19 protein-coding genes and 1 tRNA gene are annotated in these 19,089 nt (G+C 66.0%); 10 read left to right on the forward strand and 10 right to left on the reverse strand.

Going from position 1 to position 19,089, the window contains the following annotated elements; all coding sequences use genetic code 11:
* Positions 1-34 precede the first annotated feature (34 nt).
* The 3 genes from ACR652_RS01880 (at position 35) to ACR652_RS01890 (ending at position 1,899) form a co-directional block, all read left to right on the forward strand.
* Positions 35-901 (forward strand): 4-(cytidine 5'-diphospho)-2-C-methyl-D-erythritol kinase, encoded by an 867-nt coding sequence (locus ACR652_RS01880; RefSeq protein ID WP_434504821.1) that lies wholly within the window; start codon positions 35-37, stop codon positions 899-901.
* Positions 898-1,785, forward strand: a complete 888-nt coding sequence (gene rlmB / locus ACR652_RS01885; protein WP_434504822.1) for a 23S rRNA (guanosine(2251)-2'-O)-methyltransferase RlmB — start codon at positions 898-900, stop codon at positions 1,783-1,785. The genes ACR652_RS01880 and rlmB overlap by 4 nt, the downstream gene beginning before the upstream one ends.
* Positions 1,786-1,823: 38 nt before the next feature.
* Positions 1,824-1,899: transfer RNA gene (locus ACR652_RS01890), tRNA-Thr, on the forward strand.
* A 354-nt stretch (positions 1,900-2,253) separates the two neighbouring features.
* On the opposite strand, the gene ACR652_RS01895 is transcribed toward ACR652_RS01890, so the two are convergent.
* The 4 genes from ACR652_RS01895 to ACR652_RS01910 all read right to left on the reverse strand — a co-directional run bounded on the left by ACR652_RS01895 (position 2,254) and on the right by ACR652_RS01910 (position 7,185).
* Positions 2,254-2,562, reverse strand: a complete 309-nt coding sequence (locus tag ACR652_RS01895; protein ID WP_434504823.1) for a hypothetical protein — start codon at positions 2,560-2,562, stop codon at positions 2,254-2,256.
* Between the two features lie 517 nt (positions 2,563-3,079).
* On the reverse strand, positions 3,080-5,593 hold the full coding sequence (locus ACR652_RS01900) for a TonB-dependent receptor (protein ID WP_434504824.1): 2,514 nt from the start codon (positions 5,591-5,593) through the stop codon (positions 3,080-3,082).
* A gap of 193 nt (positions 5,594-5,786) precedes the next feature.
* Entirely contained in the window at positions 5,787-6,587 is an 801-nt protein-coding gene (locus tag ACR652_RS01905; RefSeq protein WP_434504825.1) for a DODA-type extradiol aromatic ring-opening family dioxygenase, read from the reverse strand.
* A 13-nt stretch (positions 6,588-6,600) separates the two neighbouring features.
* Positions 6,601-7,185 carry a TetR/AcrR family transcriptional regulator gene (locus tag ACR652_RS01910; protein ID WP_434504826.1) on the reverse strand — a complete coding sequence of 195 codons (585 nt, stop codon included), beginning with the start codon at positions 7,183-7,185 and terminating at the stop codon, positions 6,601-6,603.
* A gap of 181 nt (positions 7,186-7,366) precedes the next feature.
* Between ACR652_RS01910 and ACR652_RS01915 the strand changes: the two genes are divergently transcribed.
* Genes ACR652_RS01915 through ACR652_RS01925 form a run of 3 tightly spaced genes read left to right on the forward strand, consistent with a single transcriptional unit; the run spans position 7,367 to position 10,472 of the window.
* Positions 7,367-9,358: an FUSC family protein gene (locus tag ACR652_RS01915; RefSeq protein WP_434504827.1), complete on the forward strand. Its 1,992-nt coding sequence runs from the start codon at positions 7,367-7,369 to the stop codon at positions 9,356-9,358.
* Entirely contained in the window at positions 9,355-9,564 is a 210-nt protein-coding gene (locus ACR652_RS01920; protein ID WP_434504828.1) for a DUF1656 domain-containing protein, read from the forward strand. The genes ACR652_RS01915 and ACR652_RS01920 overlap by 4 nt, the downstream gene beginning before the upstream one ends.
* Positions 9,561-10,472, forward strand: a complete 912-nt coding sequence (locus ACR652_RS01925; RefSeq protein ID WP_434504829.1) for an efflux RND transporter periplasmic adaptor subunit — start codon at positions 9,561-9,563, stop codon at positions 10,470-10,472. The genes ACR652_RS01920 and ACR652_RS01925 overlap by 4 nt, the downstream gene beginning before the upstream one ends.
* A gap of 75 nt (positions 10,473-10,547) precedes the next feature.
* Here the strand turns inward: ACR652_RS01925 and ACR652_RS01930 are convergent, their stop codons facing one another.
* A complete protein-coding gene (locus tag ACR652_RS01930; protein ID WP_434504830.1) occupies positions 10,548-12,455 on the reverse strand; it encodes a COG1470 family protein in 1,908 nt (635 codons plus the stop codon).
* Between the two features lie 220 nt (positions 12,456-12,675).
* On the opposite strand from ACR652_RS01930, the gene ACR652_RS01935 reads away from it, so the two are divergent.
* Together ACR652_RS01935 and ACR652_RS01940 are read left to right on the forward strand one after the other, a co-directional pair.
* Positions 12,676-13,272, forward strand: coding sequence for an invasion associated locus B family protein (locus tag ACR652_RS01935; RefSeq protein WP_434504831.1), 597 nt, complete (start codon positions 12,676-12,678; stop codon positions 13,270-13,272).
* Positions 13,273-13,665: 393 nt separating this feature from the next.
* Positions 13,666-15,603 (forward strand): hypothetical protein, encoded by a 1,938-nt coding sequence (locus tag ACR652_RS01940; protein ID WP_434504832.1) that lies wholly within the window; start codon positions 13,666-13,668, stop codon positions 15,601-15,603.
* A gap of 25 nt (positions 15,604-15,628) precedes the next feature.
* Here ACR652_RS01940 and ACR652_RS01945 read toward each other — a convergent pair whose 3' ends face one another.
* Both ACR652_RS01945 and ACR652_RS01950 read right to left on the reverse strand, forming a co-directional pair.
* Complete coding sequence (locus ACR652_RS01945; RefSeq protein ID WP_434504833.1) at positions 15,629-16,006, reverse strand: hypothetical protein; 378 nt, start codon at positions 16,004-16,006, stop codon at positions 15,629-15,631.
* Positions 16,007-16,254: 248 nt separating this feature from the next.
* A complete protein-coding gene (locus tag ACR652_RS01950; protein WP_434504834.1) occupies positions 16,255-16,425 on the reverse strand; it encodes a hypothetical protein in 171 nt (56 codons plus the stop codon).
* Positions 16,426-16,596: 171 nt separating this feature from the next.
* On the opposite strand from ACR652_RS01950, the gene ACR652_RS01955 reads away from it, so the two are divergent.
* A complete protein-coding gene (locus ACR652_RS01955) occupies positions 16,597-17,262 on the forward strand; it encodes a hypothetical protein (protein ID WP_434504835.1) in 666 nt (221 codons plus the stop codon).
* A 68-nt stretch (positions 17,263-17,330) separates the two neighbouring features.
* On the opposite strand, the gene ACR652_RS01960 is transcribed toward ACR652_RS01955, so the two are convergent.
* Entirely contained in the window at positions 17,331-17,828 is a 498-nt protein-coding gene (locus tag ACR652_RS01960; protein WP_434504836.1) for a DUF1269 domain-containing protein, read from the reverse strand.
* Between the two features lie 186 nt (positions 17,829-18,014).
* Here ACR652_RS01960 and ACR652_RS01965 point away from each other — a divergent pair, with 186 nt between their 5' ends.
* Complete coding sequence (locus ACR652_RS01965) at positions 18,015-18,647, forward strand: hypothetical protein (RefSeq protein WP_434504837.1); 633 nt, start codon at positions 18,015-18,017, stop codon at positions 18,645-18,647.
* A 118-nt stretch (positions 18,648-18,765) separates the two neighbouring features.
* On the opposite strand, the gene ACR652_RS01970 is transcribed toward ACR652_RS01965, so the two are convergent.
* On the reverse strand, positions 18,766-18,888 hold the full coding sequence (locus ACR652_RS01970; RefSeq protein ID WP_434504838.1) for a hypothetical protein: 123 nt from the start codon (positions 18,886-18,888) through the stop codon (positions 18,766-18,768).
* Between the two features lie 64 nt (positions 18,889-18,952).
* The coding region (locus ACR652_RS01975) for a methane monooxygenase/ammonia monooxygenase subunit C (RefSeq protein ID WP_434504844.1) at positions 18,953-19,089 on the reverse strand (137 nt) is incomplete at its 5' end.

Here is a 19,089-nt window from a genome sequence, read left to right on the forward strand (position 1 = left end):
TCCGCGATAACCCTAAAGCGGAGGTCCGGGGTAGATGCTGTCGACGCGCGCCCCCGCAAAGATCAATCTCACATTACATGTTCGGGGCCGCAGGGCCGACGGCTATCACGCGCTCGAGAGTCTGGTCGTGTTCAGCGGCGGCGGCGACACGCTCTCGCTGACGCCGGGCCCGTCGCTCTCGCTCGCCGTGTCCGGCCCGACCGCCCCTGCCGCCGGCGCGGGCGACGACAATCTCGTGCTGCGCGCCGCGCGCCATCTCGCCGAACGGGTGGAGGGGCTGCGCCTCGGCGCCTTTCGCCTGGAGAAGCGCCTTCCGGTCGCGGCGGGAATCGGCGGCGGCTCGTCGGATGCGGCGGCGGCGCTGCGGCTGCTGGCGCGCGCCAATGGTCTCGCGCCCGAAGATGCGCGCCTCCACGAGGCGGCGCGGGCCACTGGTTCGGACGTTCCCGTCTGCCTCGATGGCCGCGCCCGCATGATGCGGGGCGCCGGCGAATCGCTGGGGCCGCTTCTGGCCATGCCGCTGCTGCCGGCGGTTTTGATCAATCCGGGCGTTCCTGTCGAAACGCGTCCGGTCTTCGCCCGTCTGGGGCTCCAGCCGGGCGAGAGCCTGTCCGGGGCCGCACATCCGGAGATTGCGTCGGGCGCGTCCGCCGCCGAGCTGCTGGCCCTGCTGGAAAAGGGCAGGAACGATCTCGAAGACGCCGCCTGCCTTCAGGCGCCCGTCATCGTCGATGTTCTGGCGGTTTTGCGCGCCGCGCGGGGATGCCGGCTCGCCCGCATGTCGGGCTCGGGCGCCACCTGTTTCGCGATTTTCGCCATGCCGCAGCTGGCCGCCAAAGTGGCGCGGGCGATTCGCCGCCAGCATCCGGAATGGTGGGTCAAGACGGCGGCGCTGCGATGAGCCGCCGCCCGCCGCCGAAAGACCGCGCGAAGCCGGACCGCCAGAGAGACGCCCGCGCCCATGAGGCGCGCGCCAGGGACGCGGGAGCCGGGAGCGGCAGACCCCATCCGGCGCAGGGCGGGCGCGGCGACTCGCCGCGCGGCCCATTCCGAGCGCCCTCCGCCGAGGTGGTCACGCTTTATGGCGCGCATGCGGTGCGGGAGGCGTTGACGAGCGGCCGGCGCAAGCTTCTGGCGCTCTATGCAACGGAGACCGCCCTGCCCCGCATCGCCGATCTGGCCCGTGCGGCGGGACTGGAGCCGCGGCTGGTCGAGGCCCGCGACCTGACCCGCCATCTCGGCGAGGAGGCGGTGCATCAGGGTCTGATGCTCGAGGCGCGCCCCCTGCCGGAGGCGGATATCGCCGATATCGAGACGCGCAGCGGCGTTGTGCTGGCGCTGGATCAGATCACGGACCCGCACAATGTCGGCGCGATCCTGCGCACCGCCTGCGCCTACGGGGTCGACGCGCTGATCGTGACCGAACGCCACAGCCCGGATTTCACGGGCGTCCTGGCCAAGGCCGCATCGGGCGCGCTGGAGCATGTGACGATCGTTTCGGTCGTCAATCTCGCCCGCGCGCTGGATCAGCTTCGCGACCGCGGCTTCAGCGTGATCGGCCTCGATTCGGAGGGCGCCGAGCCGATCGAGACGATTCCGCTGTCACGGCCGCTGGCGCTGGTGCTGGGCGCCGAGGGCAAGGGCCTTCGCCGCCTGACCCGCGAGCGCTGCGACCTTGTCGCCCGGCTCGATCTTCCGGGGCCGATCAAAAGCCTGAACGTCTCCAACGCCTGCGCCGCGACGCTGACGGTCGTCCAATTGCGCCTGCGCGCGGCGCAGGATTGACCTCGCGCCCCGCTTGGAGGAATAAGACTCTCTGAAACGCCGGTTTAGCTCAGCTGGTAGAGCAACTGATTTGTAATCAGTAGGTCGGGGGTTCGAATCCCTCAACCGGCACCACTGAAATCAGATAATTATAGCGAATTTGACCCGGCAAATTGAGTGTGAAATTTGCACCGTGTAGCACCCGGTGTAACAGGCGACAGATTATGCCGCCGCCCGCCCTGCCCAAATCTTCGCCGCCGCCCACGCGGTCGATAAACACCTGCCGAACGTCAATCCGAACGCCAATTGGCCGCGCCGGGCTGACGTTCCGACACGGCCATTTTGAACAGATGGAGAGCGATTGTCGCTCAGGGATTGAGCGCGCTACATTGGCCAAGCAGATTTGTTGTGAACTGCTGAGCCCTGCCCATTGGCCGTGGCGGCAAGAAATGCCGCCACGACAGTACTCCTCGGGACGCCTACGCCCGCTTAATAGTTCCAGTTGTTGCCACCGGCGATCTGGTTCGTGACATACTGCGCCGCCAAGTTCGCCTGGTGGGCGTTCTGAACGACGACGCCAACGCCGATTCCCGAGCCGTTCCCCATGGAACCGATGCCGGTGGCGGAGGCCGCCTGTGTCTGGGTCGCGCTGGCGACGTTGGTGTTCGTGATGGTGCCGGTGATCGTCTGGGTCGGCCCGGTCGGCGTGGGGGTCGGCGGGGGCGGCAGACAAGCTCCGGCAAAGGCGGCGCTGGCGCTCAGGGCAAGGAAAGCCGAGGAAATGAGAAGCTTTCTCATAGTAGTTCTCCATTTCATCCGTCAAAGGCCCCCTGTGTTCGGCCCCTACGCAATCATGTTTGTCCGGAGACGACGCGCAGCTACTTGGAATTAAGAAGTAAGGAGAAACCAGTAAAATGATTGAATGGATGTCCTCGTTCGGTCCAGTATTCCCGTGTCAATATGGAAAAAGGAATATTAATACTCTTCAGCTTTAGGGCAGCCTCGACCGCCGACACCGAAAGCGCGTCCAGGCGGTCCATTCCGGTGATCCGCAATCAATCTAGAATCCGCTACTCATCCCATTTATCGTTCGGTAGGCGTGGTCGGGGAGCACAACCTTGTTCCGGTCGAGGTTCTCACGCACCCACTGGTCACACGCTTCGGCCCTCAAGATGTTTCCATCGCTGTCGGAGGGGTCAATCCTGGGATTTGTAATCAGTAGGTCGGGGGTTCGAATCCCTCAACCGGCACCACGGAACTTCCCCGCATTGCGGCCCTCGCGCGCGACTTGGCGCGTTCCGCCAGTCGGCCGCTGCTACTCCCAGAACTTCACCAGATTGAACGGCTCGGTCAGATCGGGGCCTTTTGTCGTCCGCGCGTCGAAATCCAGCGGGCCGCCGAAGGTCAGGCGCCAGGACACCTTCTCGATCGGGTGGCCAACGACGCCCATCTGGCCGACGCCGCAAACAGCGTTTGTCGTCGGCGCGTTGAGGGCGCCGATGCAGGCCTGGAAAAGCGGATCCGTCGGAAGGAGCGAGCCATATCCATACGCGATCTGCTGCGAACGCGAATTGAACATGTTGAAGACGTCGAGCTGGAGTTTCCACCCTTCCTTCCAGCGATATCCGACGCGACCGTTCACCGTTCCGATGGCGGGGCTCTTCAGGAAGCCGTCCTGGGTGAGCGCGCGCGGCGCGATATAGCGGTATTTGAAATTCCCGAACCAGCCCGTTGCTTCGCCGAGCTCCAGAACGCCCGTCGCCACGATGGGAGTCGCATTGACGAGATAATTGCCGGGCATGTTGCTTTGCCAGGCGCCCCACTCGATCGCGCCGGGCTGCAACAACTGCACGAACAGATCGGCCTGATCCTTGTCATAGCCTCTGAACCGCGCATGGGTCGCCGTCACGTCGCCTTCAAACGCGAGCCACGACAGCGGCCGATAGTGATTGCTCAGTTCGACGCCAATGCGATCGGCGCCGCGTGCAATGACAGTATTGCCGCTGTCGCCTTCGAAGATGTTCTCCTGCGCCGTCTGGATGAAGAACAGCGTCGCAGCGCTTTCGAGCTTGTCGATCGCACGGGTCTTGACGCCGACTTCGGCGCCGGTCGAAGGCGACAGCAGGCCCTGCCTGCGAACCGGAATATATCCGAGATCGTCCGCGACCTCGGAGGTCGCGAAACGCTGTGTCGTGGCCCGGAAGTCGTTCGAGTGAAAGCCGCGGCCGAAATTCAGATAGAAGTCGGTCTTGTCGTCCCAGGGGTTGAGGATGACAGACGCCTTCGGGCTGATCAGTTGCGCGTTGGAGGTCCCGCTGTTGAACGGGGCCGTATAGATGCGGAAGGGATTGGCCGAGTTGAATCCGGGAGAGTCGACGCCGGGGAACAGCGGCGAGTCCCAATAGGCCTGCAAGCCCTGATTGCTGCCCCAGTAGTAATCCCAGCGCGCGCCGACCACGGTCCTGAGCCAGGGCGCCCATTTCGTCTTGAGGTCGGTCAGAAGCGAAATGTTCCCTTCGCCAACGTGGTCGTTGCGCACCGTGTCGTAGGGCATGCGGCGCACGGTGTCCTGCAATCCGACGCGGATATCGTCGTAACGCGACTGGACGCCGAATTTGAGTTCGCTCTCCTTGTCGTCGAGGAAATTGAACTTGAGCGTATGATAGGCGTTGCCACCGATCATCGTGCGCCGATCGAACTGCCGGAACTGGTCGCCGATGACAGGATGGGCGAGGAAATAGGTGAAGTCGTTGAAGAGATCGAGCGTCGAATGCATCGCGAAGGCTTCCACCTTCGTGCGATAGCTCGCGGTCTCCTGCGCCCAACGGCTCGACAGGCTGAAGCGCGTCGTGTCGCCGCCGTCCGTCGGATTGAGGCTCCCCCAGCGGGAAAAGCCCGAGTCGAACGCCCGCAGCGGCACTTGATCGGTCGAGGTCCAGCGGTTGGCGTAGGCCATGCCGGTGATGGACATGCCGTTGTTTTCTTCGCCGCGCGACCAGCGCAGGACGCCGTTTATCTTGCGGGCGTTGTTGGGAATGAGCCAGGGGCCGTCGTACGTCGAAATCTCGCCGCCGCCGAGAATGTCGCCGCCAGCGTATTCCCAGGACTTCATGCCGAAAACCCGGCCGTAGCCGAAGGCGCCGCCTGTCGTGGAAAAGACCCCCTGCGGAACCTTCTGCAAATATTGCATCCGGATCGTGCCGGCGTTGGAGAAGTCTCCGTCCTCCACATTGTAGGGACCCTTTCGGGCGTCCACGTAAGCGAGCATCTCCGGAATGACGAAATTGGCGTCGGAATACCCCTGCCCGTGCCCATGCGTGCGCATGTTGAGCGGCATGGAATCGAGATAAAGCGCGAGATCGGTGCCGTGGTCGAGGTCGAAGCCGCGCAGATAATACTGGTTGGCCTTGCCCTCGCCGCTGTGCTGGGTGACGGCGAGACCCGGGACAACCTCGAGCGCCTCACCGGGCCGGAAGGATGGAATCGTGTTGACCTGGCCGCCGGTGAAAAACCGCTCGCTCGACGACGGCATGTCCTTCGGCGGAGCCGGATAATCGATCCGGGGGCCTAACGCCGTGTTTTGTTGCGCGGATGAGTCGAAGCCGTCGTTCGCCTCGGCGACGACGACGGGCGTGACTGCGCGGGGCGCCGGTATGACATGCGTGTGGTAGAGCGCGTGGGTATGCGTCTTGCCGCCATGCGAATGCGTGATGGCATGAACATGGCCGACGGTGATGGTCGGCAGTTGCGTCTGGGCGAAGGCTCCGCTCGGGACGCACACAGCCGAAAGCGCGACCAGGGAAACTTGAAGAGAACGATTTGCCGACATCGCACCCGCCGCCCAGACAGGAAAGAACAAAGATCACGGCACTTTATCGCTTTGGCGTGAAGGGGCCACCACAGAGATATGAACTTCAATAGCTTTCAGCATACGTGTTGCATTTTCATCACATCGCCAGCCGCGCATCCCGGCATGCCGTCGGCTCTGAGCTTGACGGCTGAAAGCTGTGGCGTTGGCGGCTTCAGGTCGCGGACGCGCCAAATCGGTAGCTCGACGCCGTGACCCCTCCGAAGAGGCCTTGATCGTGATAGACGCGCGCCGCCGGTTCGTCTTCGGCCGCGCCGAGCGCGACAAACAGCGGGGCGAGATGATCCTCCTTCGGATGGCAGACGCGCGCGAAAGGCGCCTTTTCCCAGGACAAGACAGCCGAAGTCCGATGCTCGGGCGCGAGCGCCATGGCGTCGGCCAGCCAGTGATCGAAAGCCTCGGAGGGCTCCCGGGCGCCGGCGCCGAACAGGCCCAGATTGTGATAGCTCAGGCCAGAGCCGACGATGAGCACCCCTTCCGCGCGCAGAGGGGCAAGCGCGCGGCCCAGGCGGACATGCCGAGCGGGATCGTAACCCGACTGAAGCGAGAGCTGGAAGACGGGCGTGTCCGCGTCCGGATACATCACGAAGAGCGGAACGAAAGCGCCGTGATCGAATCCGCGCGTGCCGTCGAGCCGCGCCGGCAGGCCGGCCTCGCGGATGAGATCCGCTGTCCTCGCCGCGATCTCGGGCGCGCCGGGAGCCGGATAGACGATACGATAGGTTTCGGCGGGGAAGCCCTGATAGTCATAGACCATGCCCGGCCGGGCCGCGGACATGACCGCGAATTCGGGAGCTTCCCAATGCCCCGAGACGACCAGCACGGCGCGCGGTTTCTCCACGAGTTGGCGAGGAATTTGCGCGAGCGACGCTTCGAGGTTCGCGAATTGGCGGCGCCATGCGGGGACCCATGGCCATGGCCCGCCGCCATGTGAAATGAAGTAGGTCGGCAGCATCTGGAGCCCTCCCTCACGATCCGAAAAGAAGCGTCAGATTTGCTTCGAAGAGGTCGCCGATGTCGAGCGGCTGCGACCGGTCGAGCAACCCGTTGTGGATGATCCCATACCAGATCGGCGCGATCAGCAGTTCGGGGCGGTCCACCAGCGCATCGCTGGTCAGCTCCCCCTCCTCCCGGGCGGATGCGACGAGCTTGCAAAGCTCGCCGAGCAAAGGATCGAACATCTCGCGGCGATAGATTTCGACCAGCGCCGGAAAGCGCACGCCCTCGGTGAGCACGAGCCGGGCAATGGCCCCGCGACCCGTTGTTTCGACGACGCGCATGGCCGGAAGCATGGTGCGCCTGAGAAAGGCGCCCACCTTTTCGCCCGGCGCGCGATTGGCTGCGTTCACCTCCACCAGCGCTCCCGCGATCTCCTGCCGAACCACGCCCTCGAAGAGCGCCTCCTTCGTCGGGAAATAACGATAGGGCGTGCCCTTGGCGACCTCGGCGCGGCGCGCGACGGCGTCCATTGTCGCATTGGCGAAGCCCTTTTCCAGAAATTCGGCCAGCGCGGCCGAGACGATCACCCGCCGTGTCTGGGCGGTCTTTTCCACGCTCGGCCCGCGTGTCCGCTGCGGCGAAGGCGCGGGCTTGGCTTGCGGCGTCTGATCTGGCGGACCGGCTGTCATTTTCCACCTTCGTCTCTTGACATAAACTGACTACATGGTCATTTTTGAAAAGGCAAGAGGCGGCCGCCCTGGCGCCCGTTTCCCTCTCCCATTTTCAAGGCTTCACATGCTGCTCACCCGACCCGAGCACTGGCTCTTTTCGGTCAAGGCGTTGCTTGCCGGCTTGCTGGCGCTGGCGGTCGCCTTCTGGTTCGATCTGCCCCGGCCCTACTGGGCGCTGGCGACCGTCTATGTCGCCTCCCAGCCATTGTCCGGCGCGACGGTCTCCAAGGCCTTCTACCGCGTCATCGGAACGCTTGCCGGCGCGGCCATGGCGGTGCTGCTGGTCCCGAACCTCGTTAACGCCCCGCCGGTCCTGGCGCTGGCGATCGCGGCCTGGTCGGGCCTCTGCCTTTACGTCTCGATCCTCGACCGCACGCCGCGCGGCTACGCCTTCATGCTCGCCGGCTATACGACGGCCATCATCGGCTTCCCGGCCGTGGACGCGCCCGAGCGGATTTTCGATCTCGCGGTCGCGCGCGGCGAGGAAATCCTCATCGGCATCTCCAGCGCGGCGCTGGTGTCGAGCCTTGTCTTCCCGCGCAGCGTCGCGCCCGTCGTGGCCGAGCGCGTGGAGCTTTGGCTCGCGGATGCGCGGATCGCCGCGCGCGACGCCCTTCGTCCGTCCGAGGCCGCCGCAGGCCGGACGCATTGGCTGAGGCTTGCCGGCGACACGGCGCAGATCGAGACCCTTGCGACCCATCTCCCGTTCGAAGCGGCCTTCGACCGCCGTGCGTTGGCGCTCGTGCGCCAGCTCGCGCCGCGCATGCTGATGACGTTGCCGGAAATATCGGCCCTGCGCGACGTGGCGGCGGAGCTCGACGCGCTCGGCGGCCCCTCGCCGAGCGCGGCGGGGCTGATCGCGCGGATGGAGGACGCGCTCGAAAGGACGGATCAGCATGCCTTCGCGGAGCTCGCGACGTGGCTCGATACAGCCGTCGCGGCCGTGGCGCCGCTTGGCTGCTGGCGTGATGTGCTTGAACTCAATCTCGCGGTTCGCCTGCTCGATCTCGCGCAGCTCCTCGCGGACTGCACGCGGATCGCGACGGCGCTTGCCGAGGACGCACCGGGGCGCGCGGGGCCCCTCTCCTTCCCGATCGAGGCCCGCGCCGCGCGCCGTCGCCACAATGAGCGCGGTCGCGCGGCGCTCGCCGGCGCGACGCTCTTCCTTGCGCTGACGCTCTGCTGTGCGTTCTGGATTCTCACGAGCTGGCCGGAGGGGGCGGCGGCCGCGATGATGACGGCCGTCGCGGCGAGCCTTTTCGCCACGAGCGACGATCCCGCCCCGTCCATCGCCCGGTTCGCGGCATGGAGCGCGGTCGCCGTCGCCCTGTCCGGCGTCTATGTCTTTTTCATTCTCCCGCAGGTGCACAGCTTCGAGACTCTCGCGCTGTCGCTTTCGCCCGCGCTGCTCCTGTTCGGTCTGCTCATCGCCGAACCCAGAACCTTCGTTCCGGGCGTCGCCCTCGGCATTCTCACGCCGAGTGCGATGGCGCTGCAGCCGGCTTTCGACGCGAACGCCGAGGCTTTTCTCAATTCAGGCCTCGCCATGGTCGCCGGCATGGCGATCGCCGCCGCCACGACCGCCATCCTGCACAGGGCCGACGCCACATGGCGCGCGGCGGGATTCGTCCACGCAAATGAAACGGCGCTCGCCGAAGTCGCTGACCCGCGCAAGGAGAGCAACGCCATGGGCGCGATGTTCGACCGCCTGTCCCTGCTCGCGCCGCTCATCGACGCCGCGCGCGAACCCCTGCCGGACGCGCTCCGTCAGCTCCGCGCCGGACTCAATCTCGTCGATGCGCGCAAGTCGCGCGACGCCTTGCCCGAACGGGCGCGCCGGCGGCTCGACGCCGCGCTGCTGCGCCTTCAGCGCGCTTTTGGCCGGCATGCGCCGCTCAACGACGACGTTCTCGCCGCGCTCGACGGCGCCATGCGGGCGCTGAGGCCGGGCGAAGCCGCCGACCGATCGGCGCTGCTCGCGCTCGCCGGCCTGCGCCGTTGCCTGTTCCCCGGCGTCGCGCCGGCGCCGCTCAAACTCTCGGAGCCTTCCTCATGAATGCGGAAATCAGCCTCATGGGCGTTTACGTCCCCTCCCTCCTCGTTTGCGCGCTCCTCGCCGCGATGGCCGCGACCGCCCTCGCACTGACGCTGCGCGCGCTCGGTCTTCATCGCTTCATCTGGCATCGCAGCCTCTTCAACGCCTCGGCCTTCGTCTGCCTTCTCGGCGCCGTGATGCAGTTTCTTTCGGAGAGATCGCCATGAGAACAGCCATCATCAGATCGCTCGGCGTGGCCGCGTCGCTGGCCATGACCGCCATGGCCGCCTTCATCGGATGGCGGCTCTGGAGTCACTATGAAGACGAGCCCTGGACGCGCGACGGGCGCGTGCGCGCGGAAGTGGTGGCGGTCGCGCCCGACGTCTCGGGTCTCGTCAGCGAGGTTCTCGTGCACGACAATCAGCGGGTGCGAAAGGGCGACGTTCTGTTCCGCATCGACCGCAAGCGCTTCGAACTGGCGCTGCGCCATGCGGAGGCGGTGCTCGCGGGCCGCGCGGCCGCTCTCGAAGTCGCGTCGAAGGACCTGACGCGCTACCGCACGCTGGACTCGATGAACAATATCGCCGTCTCCCGGCAGCAGGTCGACACCGTCTCCGGGCGTCAGAGCGAGGCGCAGGCCGCCTATCAGCAGGCGCTGGCGGAGCGCGACCTCGCGCGGCTCAATCTGGAACGCTCGGAGGTGCGCGCCTCCGTGAACGGCGCCATGACCAATTTCGAATTGCGGCCCGGCTCCTATGTGACGGCGGGAAAGGGCGTCGCCGCGCTGGTCGACGAGGAGAGCCTCCACGTCGACGGCTATTTCGAGGAAACCAAGCTTGCGAAGATCCGCGTCGGCGATCGCGCCGCCGTGCATCTGATGGGCGAGACTCAGGATCTCTATGGCCGGGTGGAAGGCATCGCGAGCGGCGTCGAGGATCGCGACCGGGCCAATGGCGCGAGTCTTCTCGCCAATGTGAACCCCACCTTCAACTGGGTGCGGCTGGCGCAGCGCATCCCCGTGCGGATCGCGCTCGATCGGCCGCCGCGCGACGTGCGTCTGGTGGCCGGTCGAACGGCGACCGTCGTCATCAATCCGGAAAGCGGCGCAACGCCCGTCTTCGCGCTTTTCGAATAGGCGGCGATGGCGTCCGCGGAAGCAACAGACCCGCCAGCTGAGCTGGCGGGTCTGCAAATTTTATCCGCAGCAACGCTAGTTGATCGTCAGGCTCAGCGGCGCCGATCTCGTGAAGGAGCCGTTCTGGCCCGTGATGGTGAGCGAATATGTTCCGCGCGTCGCGTTGAGACGCGGGCTGATCGTCAATGTCGACGAATAGCTCGCGGTTCCCGAGGACGGCGAGAAACTTGCCGTCGTGCGCGCGGGGACGCCGCTGGCGCTGAGGCTGACGGAGCTCGCGCCATTGACGGCCGTTACGCCGATCGTCACCCTGACGCTTCCTCCGCGCGTGACGCTCGCCGACGCCGCCACGCTCAGCGTGAAATCGGGAGTAGCCGACGCCACGACCTTGAAGGAGGCGATCGCCGTGCTCCACGCGCCCGAACTGGTCGCGGTGTAATATTCATTGGTGTACCAGAAGGTCGCGTCGTCATCCGGATCGACGCGCATTGAGGTGTAGTCGCCCCAGCGGGTGTAGCCGGTCTGCGATCCATTGCCGGCCTGTATGATCGTCTCTGTTCCCATCGTGTTGACAGGCATGTCCGGCGTGCGGCCGGTGAAGGCGATGGCCGGATAGATGCTGCCGCTCGACTTGCTGTAGCCGAGGGCGATCTTTCCGGTCCCGTCCATCGCCGCGCTGCCCATCCAGCGATAGGCGGCGTCAGGCGCGAATGTGCCCTGCTGGCAACGATAGAAGGTCGTCGCGCTGAAGGCCGTTCCATCGCACTGGCTCGACGACGCCGCCGACTTGCGCAGCTCATACCAGCGAATGCCGACGCTCGTTCCCGCCGTCACAGCGTGGTTGACCACCATCGACTCATGATCGGCAAAGACGCGATAGGACAGGCGATACATCAGGCGGTCGCCCAATGTGTCGAGCTGCCGCGTCGTGCCCGGCTGGGGCACGCAGGTTCCGCCAGTGCCGTTGCAGCTATATTTGAACGACGCCACGGGAATGTCGGTCGCCGCGATGGAGGCGCCGGCCGGATTGGCGAAGTTGAGTCCGTTCATCTGATAGAGACGCAGCGTGCTCGAATTCACAACGTCGAGAAAACGCGGCGGCGCGCCATCGGCTGGCGGGGTCAGCCCGTCGACGTCGGCGGGAAGGAAGCTCGGCTCCGGCGTCGTCACGCAAATCTGCGCCGGAGTCGCGCTGCCGGCGAGCATGGCGGCGCGGTCATAGGCGCAAAGCGACGCGCCGGCGAACGTCGAGCCGTTCTGAAACAGATTATAGCTCGCGAGGTAAGCCGAATTCGTCGCTGTCGGCCAGACGCCGAACTTCGGATAATCGTTGAGGTTATTGTTGAATGGATAGGCCCATTGCTGATAGGCGCCCGTCGGGTCGTTGGTTGTCGAGACGGCGATGCATTGGGAATAGGGCGCGCTCAGGCTCCCGATCTGGGAAATGAGCCACCTGTCGGCGAAGGCGTCATACTGGACGACGGGGTCCCCGCCATTGTTCAATCCGCAGGCGCCGCCGAGCGCGCTCCAGAAGGTGTTCAGCGCCACGGGTCCCGCGACCAGCGCGCCGGCCTTGTTGTAAACGGCGACACGGGCGTTGACGGCCTGAACGACATAGCCAACACCATTTGTGGTCTTGCCGACCGCGATGTTTGCGTCCGGGGGAATGTAACCAGACGCGCCGACACCCGGAAAGCCTGCCTTCTGCTGGAATCCGAGATGGCCGCCGTGGCGATTCTGAAGAATCCACTCGCCCGGCATCGCGCCGCCGGGACCCGGCTGGAGCCATGGAAACCGCTTGATGGGAATCTCTTTCTCATGACCCGGCGGCTCCGTGGGCGCCGCTGCGAGGCTTGAAAACCTTGCCGAAACGGCGGATGTCGTCGGAGCGGTGACGGCCGTTTGAGCGGCGGCCGCGAGCGGAAACAGGGTGACGGCGAGTCCAAGCGAAAGAAAGGCGATTTTCTGCCATCTCAGGAACATCGAGATCCTCAATTCAGCGCAATGTTTACAGTTACATCGTATGGTCGTCGTAACAGATTGTATAGGCGCGCCGGCTCCGCGAATGTGCGGTCTCAGCCCATTTCGGTTCGTGTCCGCCCATGTTGGGCGCACAGCGTCGCCTGACGCCGCCGGAGGGGCGCCTTTGCCTCCCGATCGGGCTTGGGGCATAACAGCGGATCGCAGCCAGGATCAGATTCCGATGCAGATGACCTCGTCGCGCGCTTGCGCCCTCGTCCTTTCGTCATGGATTGCGCTCGTTTCGAACGGCGCATTCGCGCAACAAGGCAATCAGGCGCAGTCCGCCGCGCCGCCTCCCTCGCAGCATGTCGAAAGCGTCAATTTCGATCACTGGGTCGTGACGTGTCAGGACGGCGGCGCCGGGGGCCGGATGTGCGTCGCCACTCTCCGCGTGCTCGGATCAGACGGCAAGCAGGCGATCGCGAACTGGCAGATCGGTTACAGCAAGGACCGCCGCCTGGTCAGCGCCTTTCAGGTTTCGCCGAGCCTCACCGCGAAAACCTCCGACAACAAGACGTCGACCGGCGTGTCGACGAAGAACGGCGCGGAGATGAAGCTCGGCGCCAGCGCGCCGCGGCGGCTCGTCTATGAGGGCTGCACGCCGCAACTCTGCGAGGCGATCACTCTCGCCGACGACGCTTTCATCAAGGACGCGTCAGGCGCCGCGACGACGACCGTGACCGTCTCGACGCTCGACGGAACCTCCATTCCCCTGACCTTCGAGTCGAAAGGTCTCGACAAGGCCGTCGCGGCGGTTGTCGCGCGCAAGATCAAGTAAGGCTCCGCGTCGTCTCCCGGCGCGGGCGATCAAACGGCCGCGCCGATATGCGCGGCGACCACGCCCATGATCAGCACATAGGCCTCCACGCCGATCCAGGACCCCAACGCGATCACAGCGAGTAACGTCAGCGGCTTGTCCATGGCCTGGCTCCCGTTTCAGTCTCACGCAGGAAGACTAGGGCGGGCGCGGGCGAGATGAATGTGCGCAGGCTCACATCGAATTGCCAAGTTAAAGCCTGTCCGCGCCTTTTTGCCCCGCGCCAAAAGCTTTGTTAGGCTCTGCCGGATTTTGAAAAGGCGGCAAACGAATTCGCGCAGCGCAATTCAGAGACGGCAGAAGAGCGTAAACGCCGCTCCGTCGAAAGAACGAAGAGACTTGGGGAGAGGCGTGATGGAGGAGAGCAGCGTCACCGATCGGGCGCCCGCGGGTCATGATCTGCTGGAGGAGCGCCGCCGGCCAGCGGAGATCGCCGCCGCGCCGGACCCCGTTCTGCCCAGTGACTGGACTTTGCCCGCTTATGAAGCGCGTGAAGCGCAAAGACTCCTGCGCGAGCGCAGGGTGGAGGCGCTGGCGGCGGCCCCCTTTCTCGAAAGCGACTGGACCCTCGACGCCTATCGCCACAGGGACGCGCAGCGCCGCCTAGCTGAAAAGCCCGAACCAGCCCCTGCTCCGGCGCCTGCGCCGCAGGGCGGAAGGGTTGTTCCCAGCGACGACTGGACCCTCCCGGCTGTCGAGGCGCGCGAAACGCAGAGGCGCCTGCGCGAACGCAGGACGCAGGCGATGGCGCCCGCGCCCATTCTGGAAAGCGAGTGGACCCTCGACGCCTACCGCCGCCGGGACGCGCAGCGCCGCCTTGCCGAAAAGGCCGAGGCGCCGGCGACCCCTCTCCCCGCCCCCGTCGTCGCCCCGCAGGGCGGAAGGGTCCTGCTCAGCGACTGGACCCTCCCGGCAGTAGAGGCGCGGGAAACGCAGCGACGCTTGCGCGAGCGGCGCGCGGAGGCGGTGGCGGCCGCCCCCATTCTGGAAAGCGACTGGACGCTCGAGGCCTATCGCCGCCGCGACGCGCAGCGCCGCCTCGCCGAAAGGGCCGAGGCGACGGCTGCCCCTCCCCCCGCCCCAGTCGCCGCCCCGCAAGACGCGGCCGACCAAAAGCGGCCTGTCGCGCCGGTCGCGCAGAAAATCCTGGAGAGCGACTGGACCCTGGCCGCCGTCCGGCGGCGCGAGGACGAACGGCGGCGACTGGAAAACGCCGAGGCCCGCGCCCGGCAGAGCCTGGCTGTTTTCGAAAGCGAGTGGACACTCTCCGCCTATCAGGCGCGCGAGGTCGCCCGACGCCAGCAGGAAAGCGCCGACGCCGCCGCCAACGCGCCGATCCTCGTCAGCGACTGGACGCTGATCGCCTACAGGCTGAGAGAAGAAAACCGACGGGCCGTCGAACGCGCGCTCGCGGCGCAGGCCGAGATGCAACCGGCGGAGGCCAGCGAGCGCCCGGCTGGCGCGCCGGCGCTGTCTGAGAGCCTGCTGCATATCCGGCCGGTTCGTGAAAAAGCCGCCCCGGAGGCGCCTCCGGCAAGAGGGCGTCCATGGCGTCGCGTGGGGTACGGCGTCGCCGCCGTTCTCGTTGCAGGCGCTGGCGTCTTTTTCCTGCGCCCGCGCGCTGCTCCCCCTGCGCCCGCAAAAACTGTCGCGAAGAAGATCGAGCCAAAGAAAATCGACGCGTCCCGTCACGCCGCGCCAGTCGCGCCGCGCCCGGCCGTCCCGACGAGCGCGCAGCCCGCCGCCGCGCCGGCCGCGGCTGTGAACACGCCTCCCCCGGCCTCTCCGCCACCGCCCCGCGCGGTCGAACCCCCCGTCGCCGCGCAGCCGCCAGCCCCGCCGCCAGCCGAGCCGGCCCCGGCAGGCGCGAAGCCCGGACTCATCAAAGCCCCGGCGCCGGTCCCCGCCGCGGCTTCCGGCCCGACGTCGCAAACGCCGCCCGTGGCGGGGCCACCTCCCGCGCCGGCCACTCCCGCGCCGACAGCGCCAGCTCCCGCGCCAGCGGCGCAAACGCCGCCGCCGCCACCCGCGCCTGCCGCCCCTGCTCCGGCTCCTGTGTCCGCCGCGCCGGCGCCCGCGCCGGTTCCGGCTGCGACGCCCCCGGCTGGGACGGGCGCGGCGACCGACGCAGCGACGCCGAACGCGCGACCGAAGCAGATCACGCAGCCCAGGCCGAAAGCGGCGGTCCCCAAGAAACCCAAACCCGAGGCGAGCGCGCCCCGCTCCGCCCCGGGCCTTCTGGAGCGCTTCATCAATACGATCCAGAGGTGGGGTCAGGGCGCGCCGCGCTGACCCTCCAACCTTCGAGGGTCTTGGATTATTGCAGGCAGGCGCCGCGCTGGGCCCAATCGGCTTCCTGCGCGTCCGTGGGCGCCGCCGCGCTTTCGGCGTCGCACGCCTTGAAGATCCGGCCGCGGTCGCCCATCGAGACCCCGGCGGGAAACTGCTCCTGAGACACGTAGAAGCCGGGCTCCATGGAGCCCGCCACTTTCGCCTTCGCGGCCTTGATCTCGGCCGTGTTGGCGGAGGCCTGCGGCGAGGGCAGATGGTACCACTTCGCCGCCGTGGTCAGATTGCAGTCGCTCTTGGGCATGCTTTTCGGGCAGACGAGAATCCAGGTCTGCTGGCCGCCTCTCGCGGCCGCCGCGCTGATCGACAGGATGAGGAGCGATGTGACGACGATGGTTTTTTTCATGACCCTGCGGCCTCCTGCGGCGATTCTTGTCCGCGCATCTTAGAAGGCCGAAGCCGCCCTTGAAACGCCAACGCCGCGACGGATGGACGCGCGCCAGATTGTCAAATTGAATCCCCGATGACGGCGCCCCACTCTTTTGCGTCATGAGGATCAGAGCGCCCATCGTCAACGCCGTCGTCGCGTCCGTGGTTGTCGCCGCGCTCGCGGGGTTCGCCGTCATTCTCGTCGGCTGACGGCGGGAGTGAGCGTCAGCGACCGCCCAGTTCGCCCGCCCGCTCGTCGCAAAGCCTGAGTTCCGCCGGGGTCGCGGACCAGTAGGACAATTCGCACAGCGCCTGATACCGGCTCGCGACGGTGAGCGACCAGACCCCGAAGCCGATCATCAGCGCCCCGGCGGCGAGCAGCAGCCATTTCCTCATTGGTCCCTCATGATGAAAGCGTCACGCACGAGGGCTATCTCCCTGAAGCGCGCGCGCCAACGTGTGAAATCGGACAGTTAGCGCCGGTTGCCGAGTTTGGGGCCGCGCACTATCCTCCCCGGACTTTTCCGCGCGCTTTCACCAACCCGCGCTTCTCGACGAGGAATGACAATGTCCAACACCCCCGAAACGACTGGCGGCGACGCGGCTGGACCTCACGCAAACCCGCCGCAGGCGCATGAGACGTCGTGGGTGACCGCGCTCGAGGAGGGCATCGAGGAGATCAAGACGCAGCCGGCGGAGATCCTCTTCCTCGACGTGCTGAAGATCGACCTCCCCTATATCATCATGCTCTCCATGGCGGTGCTCGGCATCGGCCTTGTCACCTTCACCGGAGAGCCGATCGGTTTCTATTGGGAGGTGCTGACGCTCGTTTATTGCGCCCTCTGCATTTACGTCGGCTGGCGCCACGCAGGCACGCGTCCCGAACGGATCAAGCTCGTCTGGACCCAGGTCCTCCACTGGGCGGCCTTCCTCGCCGCCATGTGGCTGATCTACACGCCCACCATGCGCGCCCTCATCGACGTCAATGCGACGGGCCTCAATCTCATGGTGCTGCTCGCGCTCGGAACCTTCGTGGCGGGCGTCCATGCCGAAGCCTGGCAGATCTGCGTCGTCGGCCTGATTCTCGCGCTGTTCGTTCCCGCGATGGCGATCATCCAGCGCTCGTCGCTGTTCATCATGGTGGCGCTGCTCGGCGTGATGTTCATCGCCGTGAGCCTGTTCATGACCTTCCATTCGCATCGCCGCGATATGCAAAAGGAAGAGACCGCCTGACGACTCTCTGATATCCTGAAGCGCAAGACGCGCCGGCCGTTTCGACCGGCGCGTTTTTCTTTGCTGGCTCAGCTCGTGGGGGTCTGCGCGGCCAGCGCCGCGCGAATGGCCTGGTCCTTGGACTTGTCGAAGGAGGTGCGCAGCACCGTGCCGCCGACGCCGCGCAGCCCTTCGAGCACCTTGTCCGTCGTCATCTTGCGCACGAGAACGAACAGAGCGGCGCCGCCGGGCGGGATCGCTTCCGCGACGTCCTTCATGAATTTATCGTCGATGCCGAAGTCGGTGAGCGCGCCGGAGACGGCGCCGGAGGCCGCGCCCAGCGCCGCGCCGGCGAGAGGCATCATGAAGATCATGCCGATGAGCGCGCCCCAGAACATGCCGGAGACGCCGCCGATCGCCGTCGTATTGAAGAGCTGGTTGAGCTTGATGTGCCCGTCCTGATCCTTCACGGCCACGACCGCGTCGCCCATCTCGATCAGATATTCCTTTTGCATCTGAAACAATTTCTGCCGCACGTCCTCGGCCTTCTGCTCCGAGGAAAAGGCAATGACCAGCAAGTCGTTCATGAGCGTCGTCTCCCAAATGCGCCGCGCGTGACGCGCCCGCGCTCTGTCGATCTAGTCGAGAGAGATGAATTTGCAATGTGAAAGGGCGCTGCAACGGTCGAGGCCGCCAAATAATTCTGGCGCGCGATTTGAGCTTCAGCTAGGCTTTAGACTTTCCTCTGTCGTGCATTTGAGCGGGGAGCGACAATGCCTCTGATCCAGAATTATCCCGACGCGCTTCTTCAAAGACACTCCGACTGGCACATGAACGCCGGCGACCCAGCCGCCGGCGGCCGGCGCGCCCCAGCCGGCTACCCCGGCTCAGGCGTGGAGTTTCTCGAATTCCATCGCCAATATGTCGAGGATTTCCGCAAATGGTACGACGCGCAGCCCGGAGCCGATCCGCAGGCGCTCGCGCCCTGGTCGGCCATTCCGGCGGAACTGAAGACGCCCACGGCCCGATGGAGCGCGACCGTCGCCGCCAATGAACGACATGTCGTGACCAACACGCCGCCCTTCGCGTCGGAAGACGAGTTGGGCATGTTCATCGAGGACCGGCTGCACGATCGGTTTCTGCACGGCGCGGCCGCGCTGGTGTACAAGGAGCCGGACCTCAACGATCCGATGCGCTCGCCGCTCAGCACCTATTTCTACAGGCTGCACGGGTTGATTGAAAACTGGCGGAAAAACTGGAAGCAGCTTGCGCCGCCACAACTCATCGCGGCGGAACCGGCCGCGGCCGGACTGTCTCTGGCGGAGATGTCGCAGCGCCTGCGCGCCATGGAGGATCAGGTCGCGCTGCTGAAAGGCGCGGCCCCTAAAAACGAAGGGGCCGCCTGAACGGCGGCCCGGAGGCCGGATTGCGCGAATGGCTGGCGTTCAAAAAGCTTACCCGCGCGGCGCCGTTCTACGCGGCATCGGCGGGTAAAGACAGTCAAGCTGGGAGACGAGACTGGTCTTAGAAGCTTCTGTTCTGCACCCTGCCCCGGGCCTTCACCGGCACGGCTACCCGGCGCGGCGCAGCCAACCAAAAGGCCAGGGGCGAAACCAGAGACGCCACAATCAGGATATTGGCGATCATCTCTCAGCCTCCACTTTCGAGGAAGCCGCCCGCGCCCCGTGGCGCGGGCGGCCAGTGTTACGAATTACTCGGTCAGGAGGGCGACGCCTTCCTTGCCGACCAGCGCATGGACGCGCATCAGGATCTGCAGCACGACGCCGAACACGCCGAGAGCCATCCAGCCGAAGAACACGAAGCCCCAGTGCAGCGGAGCAACGAACA

It is taken from the genome of Methylocystis sp. (genome assembly GCF_051061225.1).
In the GTDB taxonomy this organism is placed as follows: domain Bacteria; phylum Pseudomonadota; class Alphaproteobacteria; order Rhizobiales; family Beijerinckiaceae; genus Methylocystis.

Excerpts from the sequence above, each read along its gene's own strand:
- ACR652_RS01880 (WP_434504821.1), top strand. The coding sequence starts at position 35 with ATGCTGTCGACGCGCGCCCCCGCAAAGATCAATCTCACATTACATGTT.
- rlmB (WP_434504822.1), top strand. The coding sequence starts at position 898 with ATGAGCCGCCGCCCGCCGCCGAAAGACCGCGCGAAGCCGGACCGCCAG.
- ACR652_RS01895 (WP_434504823.1), bottom strand. The coding sequence starts at position 2,562 with ATGAGAAAGCTTCTCATTTCCTCGGCTTTCCTTGCCCTGAGCGCCAGC.
- ACR652_RS01900 (WP_434504824.1), bottom strand. The coding sequence starts at position 5,593 with ATGTCGGCAAATCGTTCTCTTCAAGTTTCCCTGGTCGCGCTTTCGGCT.
- ACR652_RS01905 (WP_434504825.1), bottom strand. The coding sequence starts at position 6,587 with ATGCTGCCGACCTACTTCATTTCACATGGCGGCGGGCCATGGCCATGG.
- ACR652_RS01915 (WP_434504827.1), top strand. The coding sequence starts at position 7,367 with ATGCTGCTCACCCGACCCGAGCACTGGCTCTTTTCGGTCAAGGCGTTG.
- ACR652_RS01920 (WP_434504828.1), top strand. The coding sequence starts at position 9,355 with ATGAATGCGGAAATCAGCCTCATGGGCGTTTACGTCCCCTCCCTCCTC.
- ACR652_RS01925 (WP_434504829.1), top strand. The coding sequence starts at position 9,561 with ATGAGAACAGCCATCATCAGATCGCTCGGCGTGGCCGCGTCGCTGGCC.
- ACR652_RS01930 (WP_434504830.1), bottom strand. The coding sequence starts at position 12,455 with ATGTTCCTGAGATGGCAGAAAATCGCCTTTCTTTCGCTTGGACTCGCC.
- ACR652_RS01935 (WP_434504831.1), top strand. The coding sequence starts at position 12,676 with ATGCAGATGACCTCGTCGCGCGCTTGCGCCCTCGTCCTTTCGTCATGG.
- ACR652_RS01940 (WP_434504832.1), top strand. The coding sequence starts at position 13,666 with ATGGAGGAGAGCAGCGTCACCGATCGGGCGCCCGCGGGTCATGATCTG.
- ACR652_RS01945 (WP_434504833.1), bottom strand. The coding sequence starts at position 16,006 with ATGAAAAAAACCATCGTCGTCACATCGCTCCTCATCCTGTCGATCAGC.
- ACR652_RS01950 (WP_434504834.1), bottom strand. The coding sequence starts at position 16,425 with ATGAGGAAATGGCTGCTGCTCGCCGCCGGGGCGCTGATGATCGGCTTC.
- ACR652_RS01955 (WP_434504835.1), top strand. The coding sequence starts at position 16,597 with ATGTCCAACACCCCCGAAACGACTGGCGGCGACGCGGCTGGACCTCAC.
- ACR652_RS01960 (WP_434504836.1), bottom strand. The coding sequence starts at position 17,828 with ATGAACGACTTGCTGGTCATTGCCTTTTCCTCGGAGCAGAAGGCCGAG.
- ACR652_RS01965 (WP_434504837.1), top strand. The coding sequence starts at position 18,015 with ATGCCTCTGATCCAGAATTATCCCGACGCGCTTCTTCAAAGACACTCC.
- ACR652_RS01970 (WP_434504838.1), bottom strand. The coding sequence starts at position 18,888 with ATGATCGCCAATATCCTGATTGTGGCGTCTCTGGTTTCGCCCCTGGCC.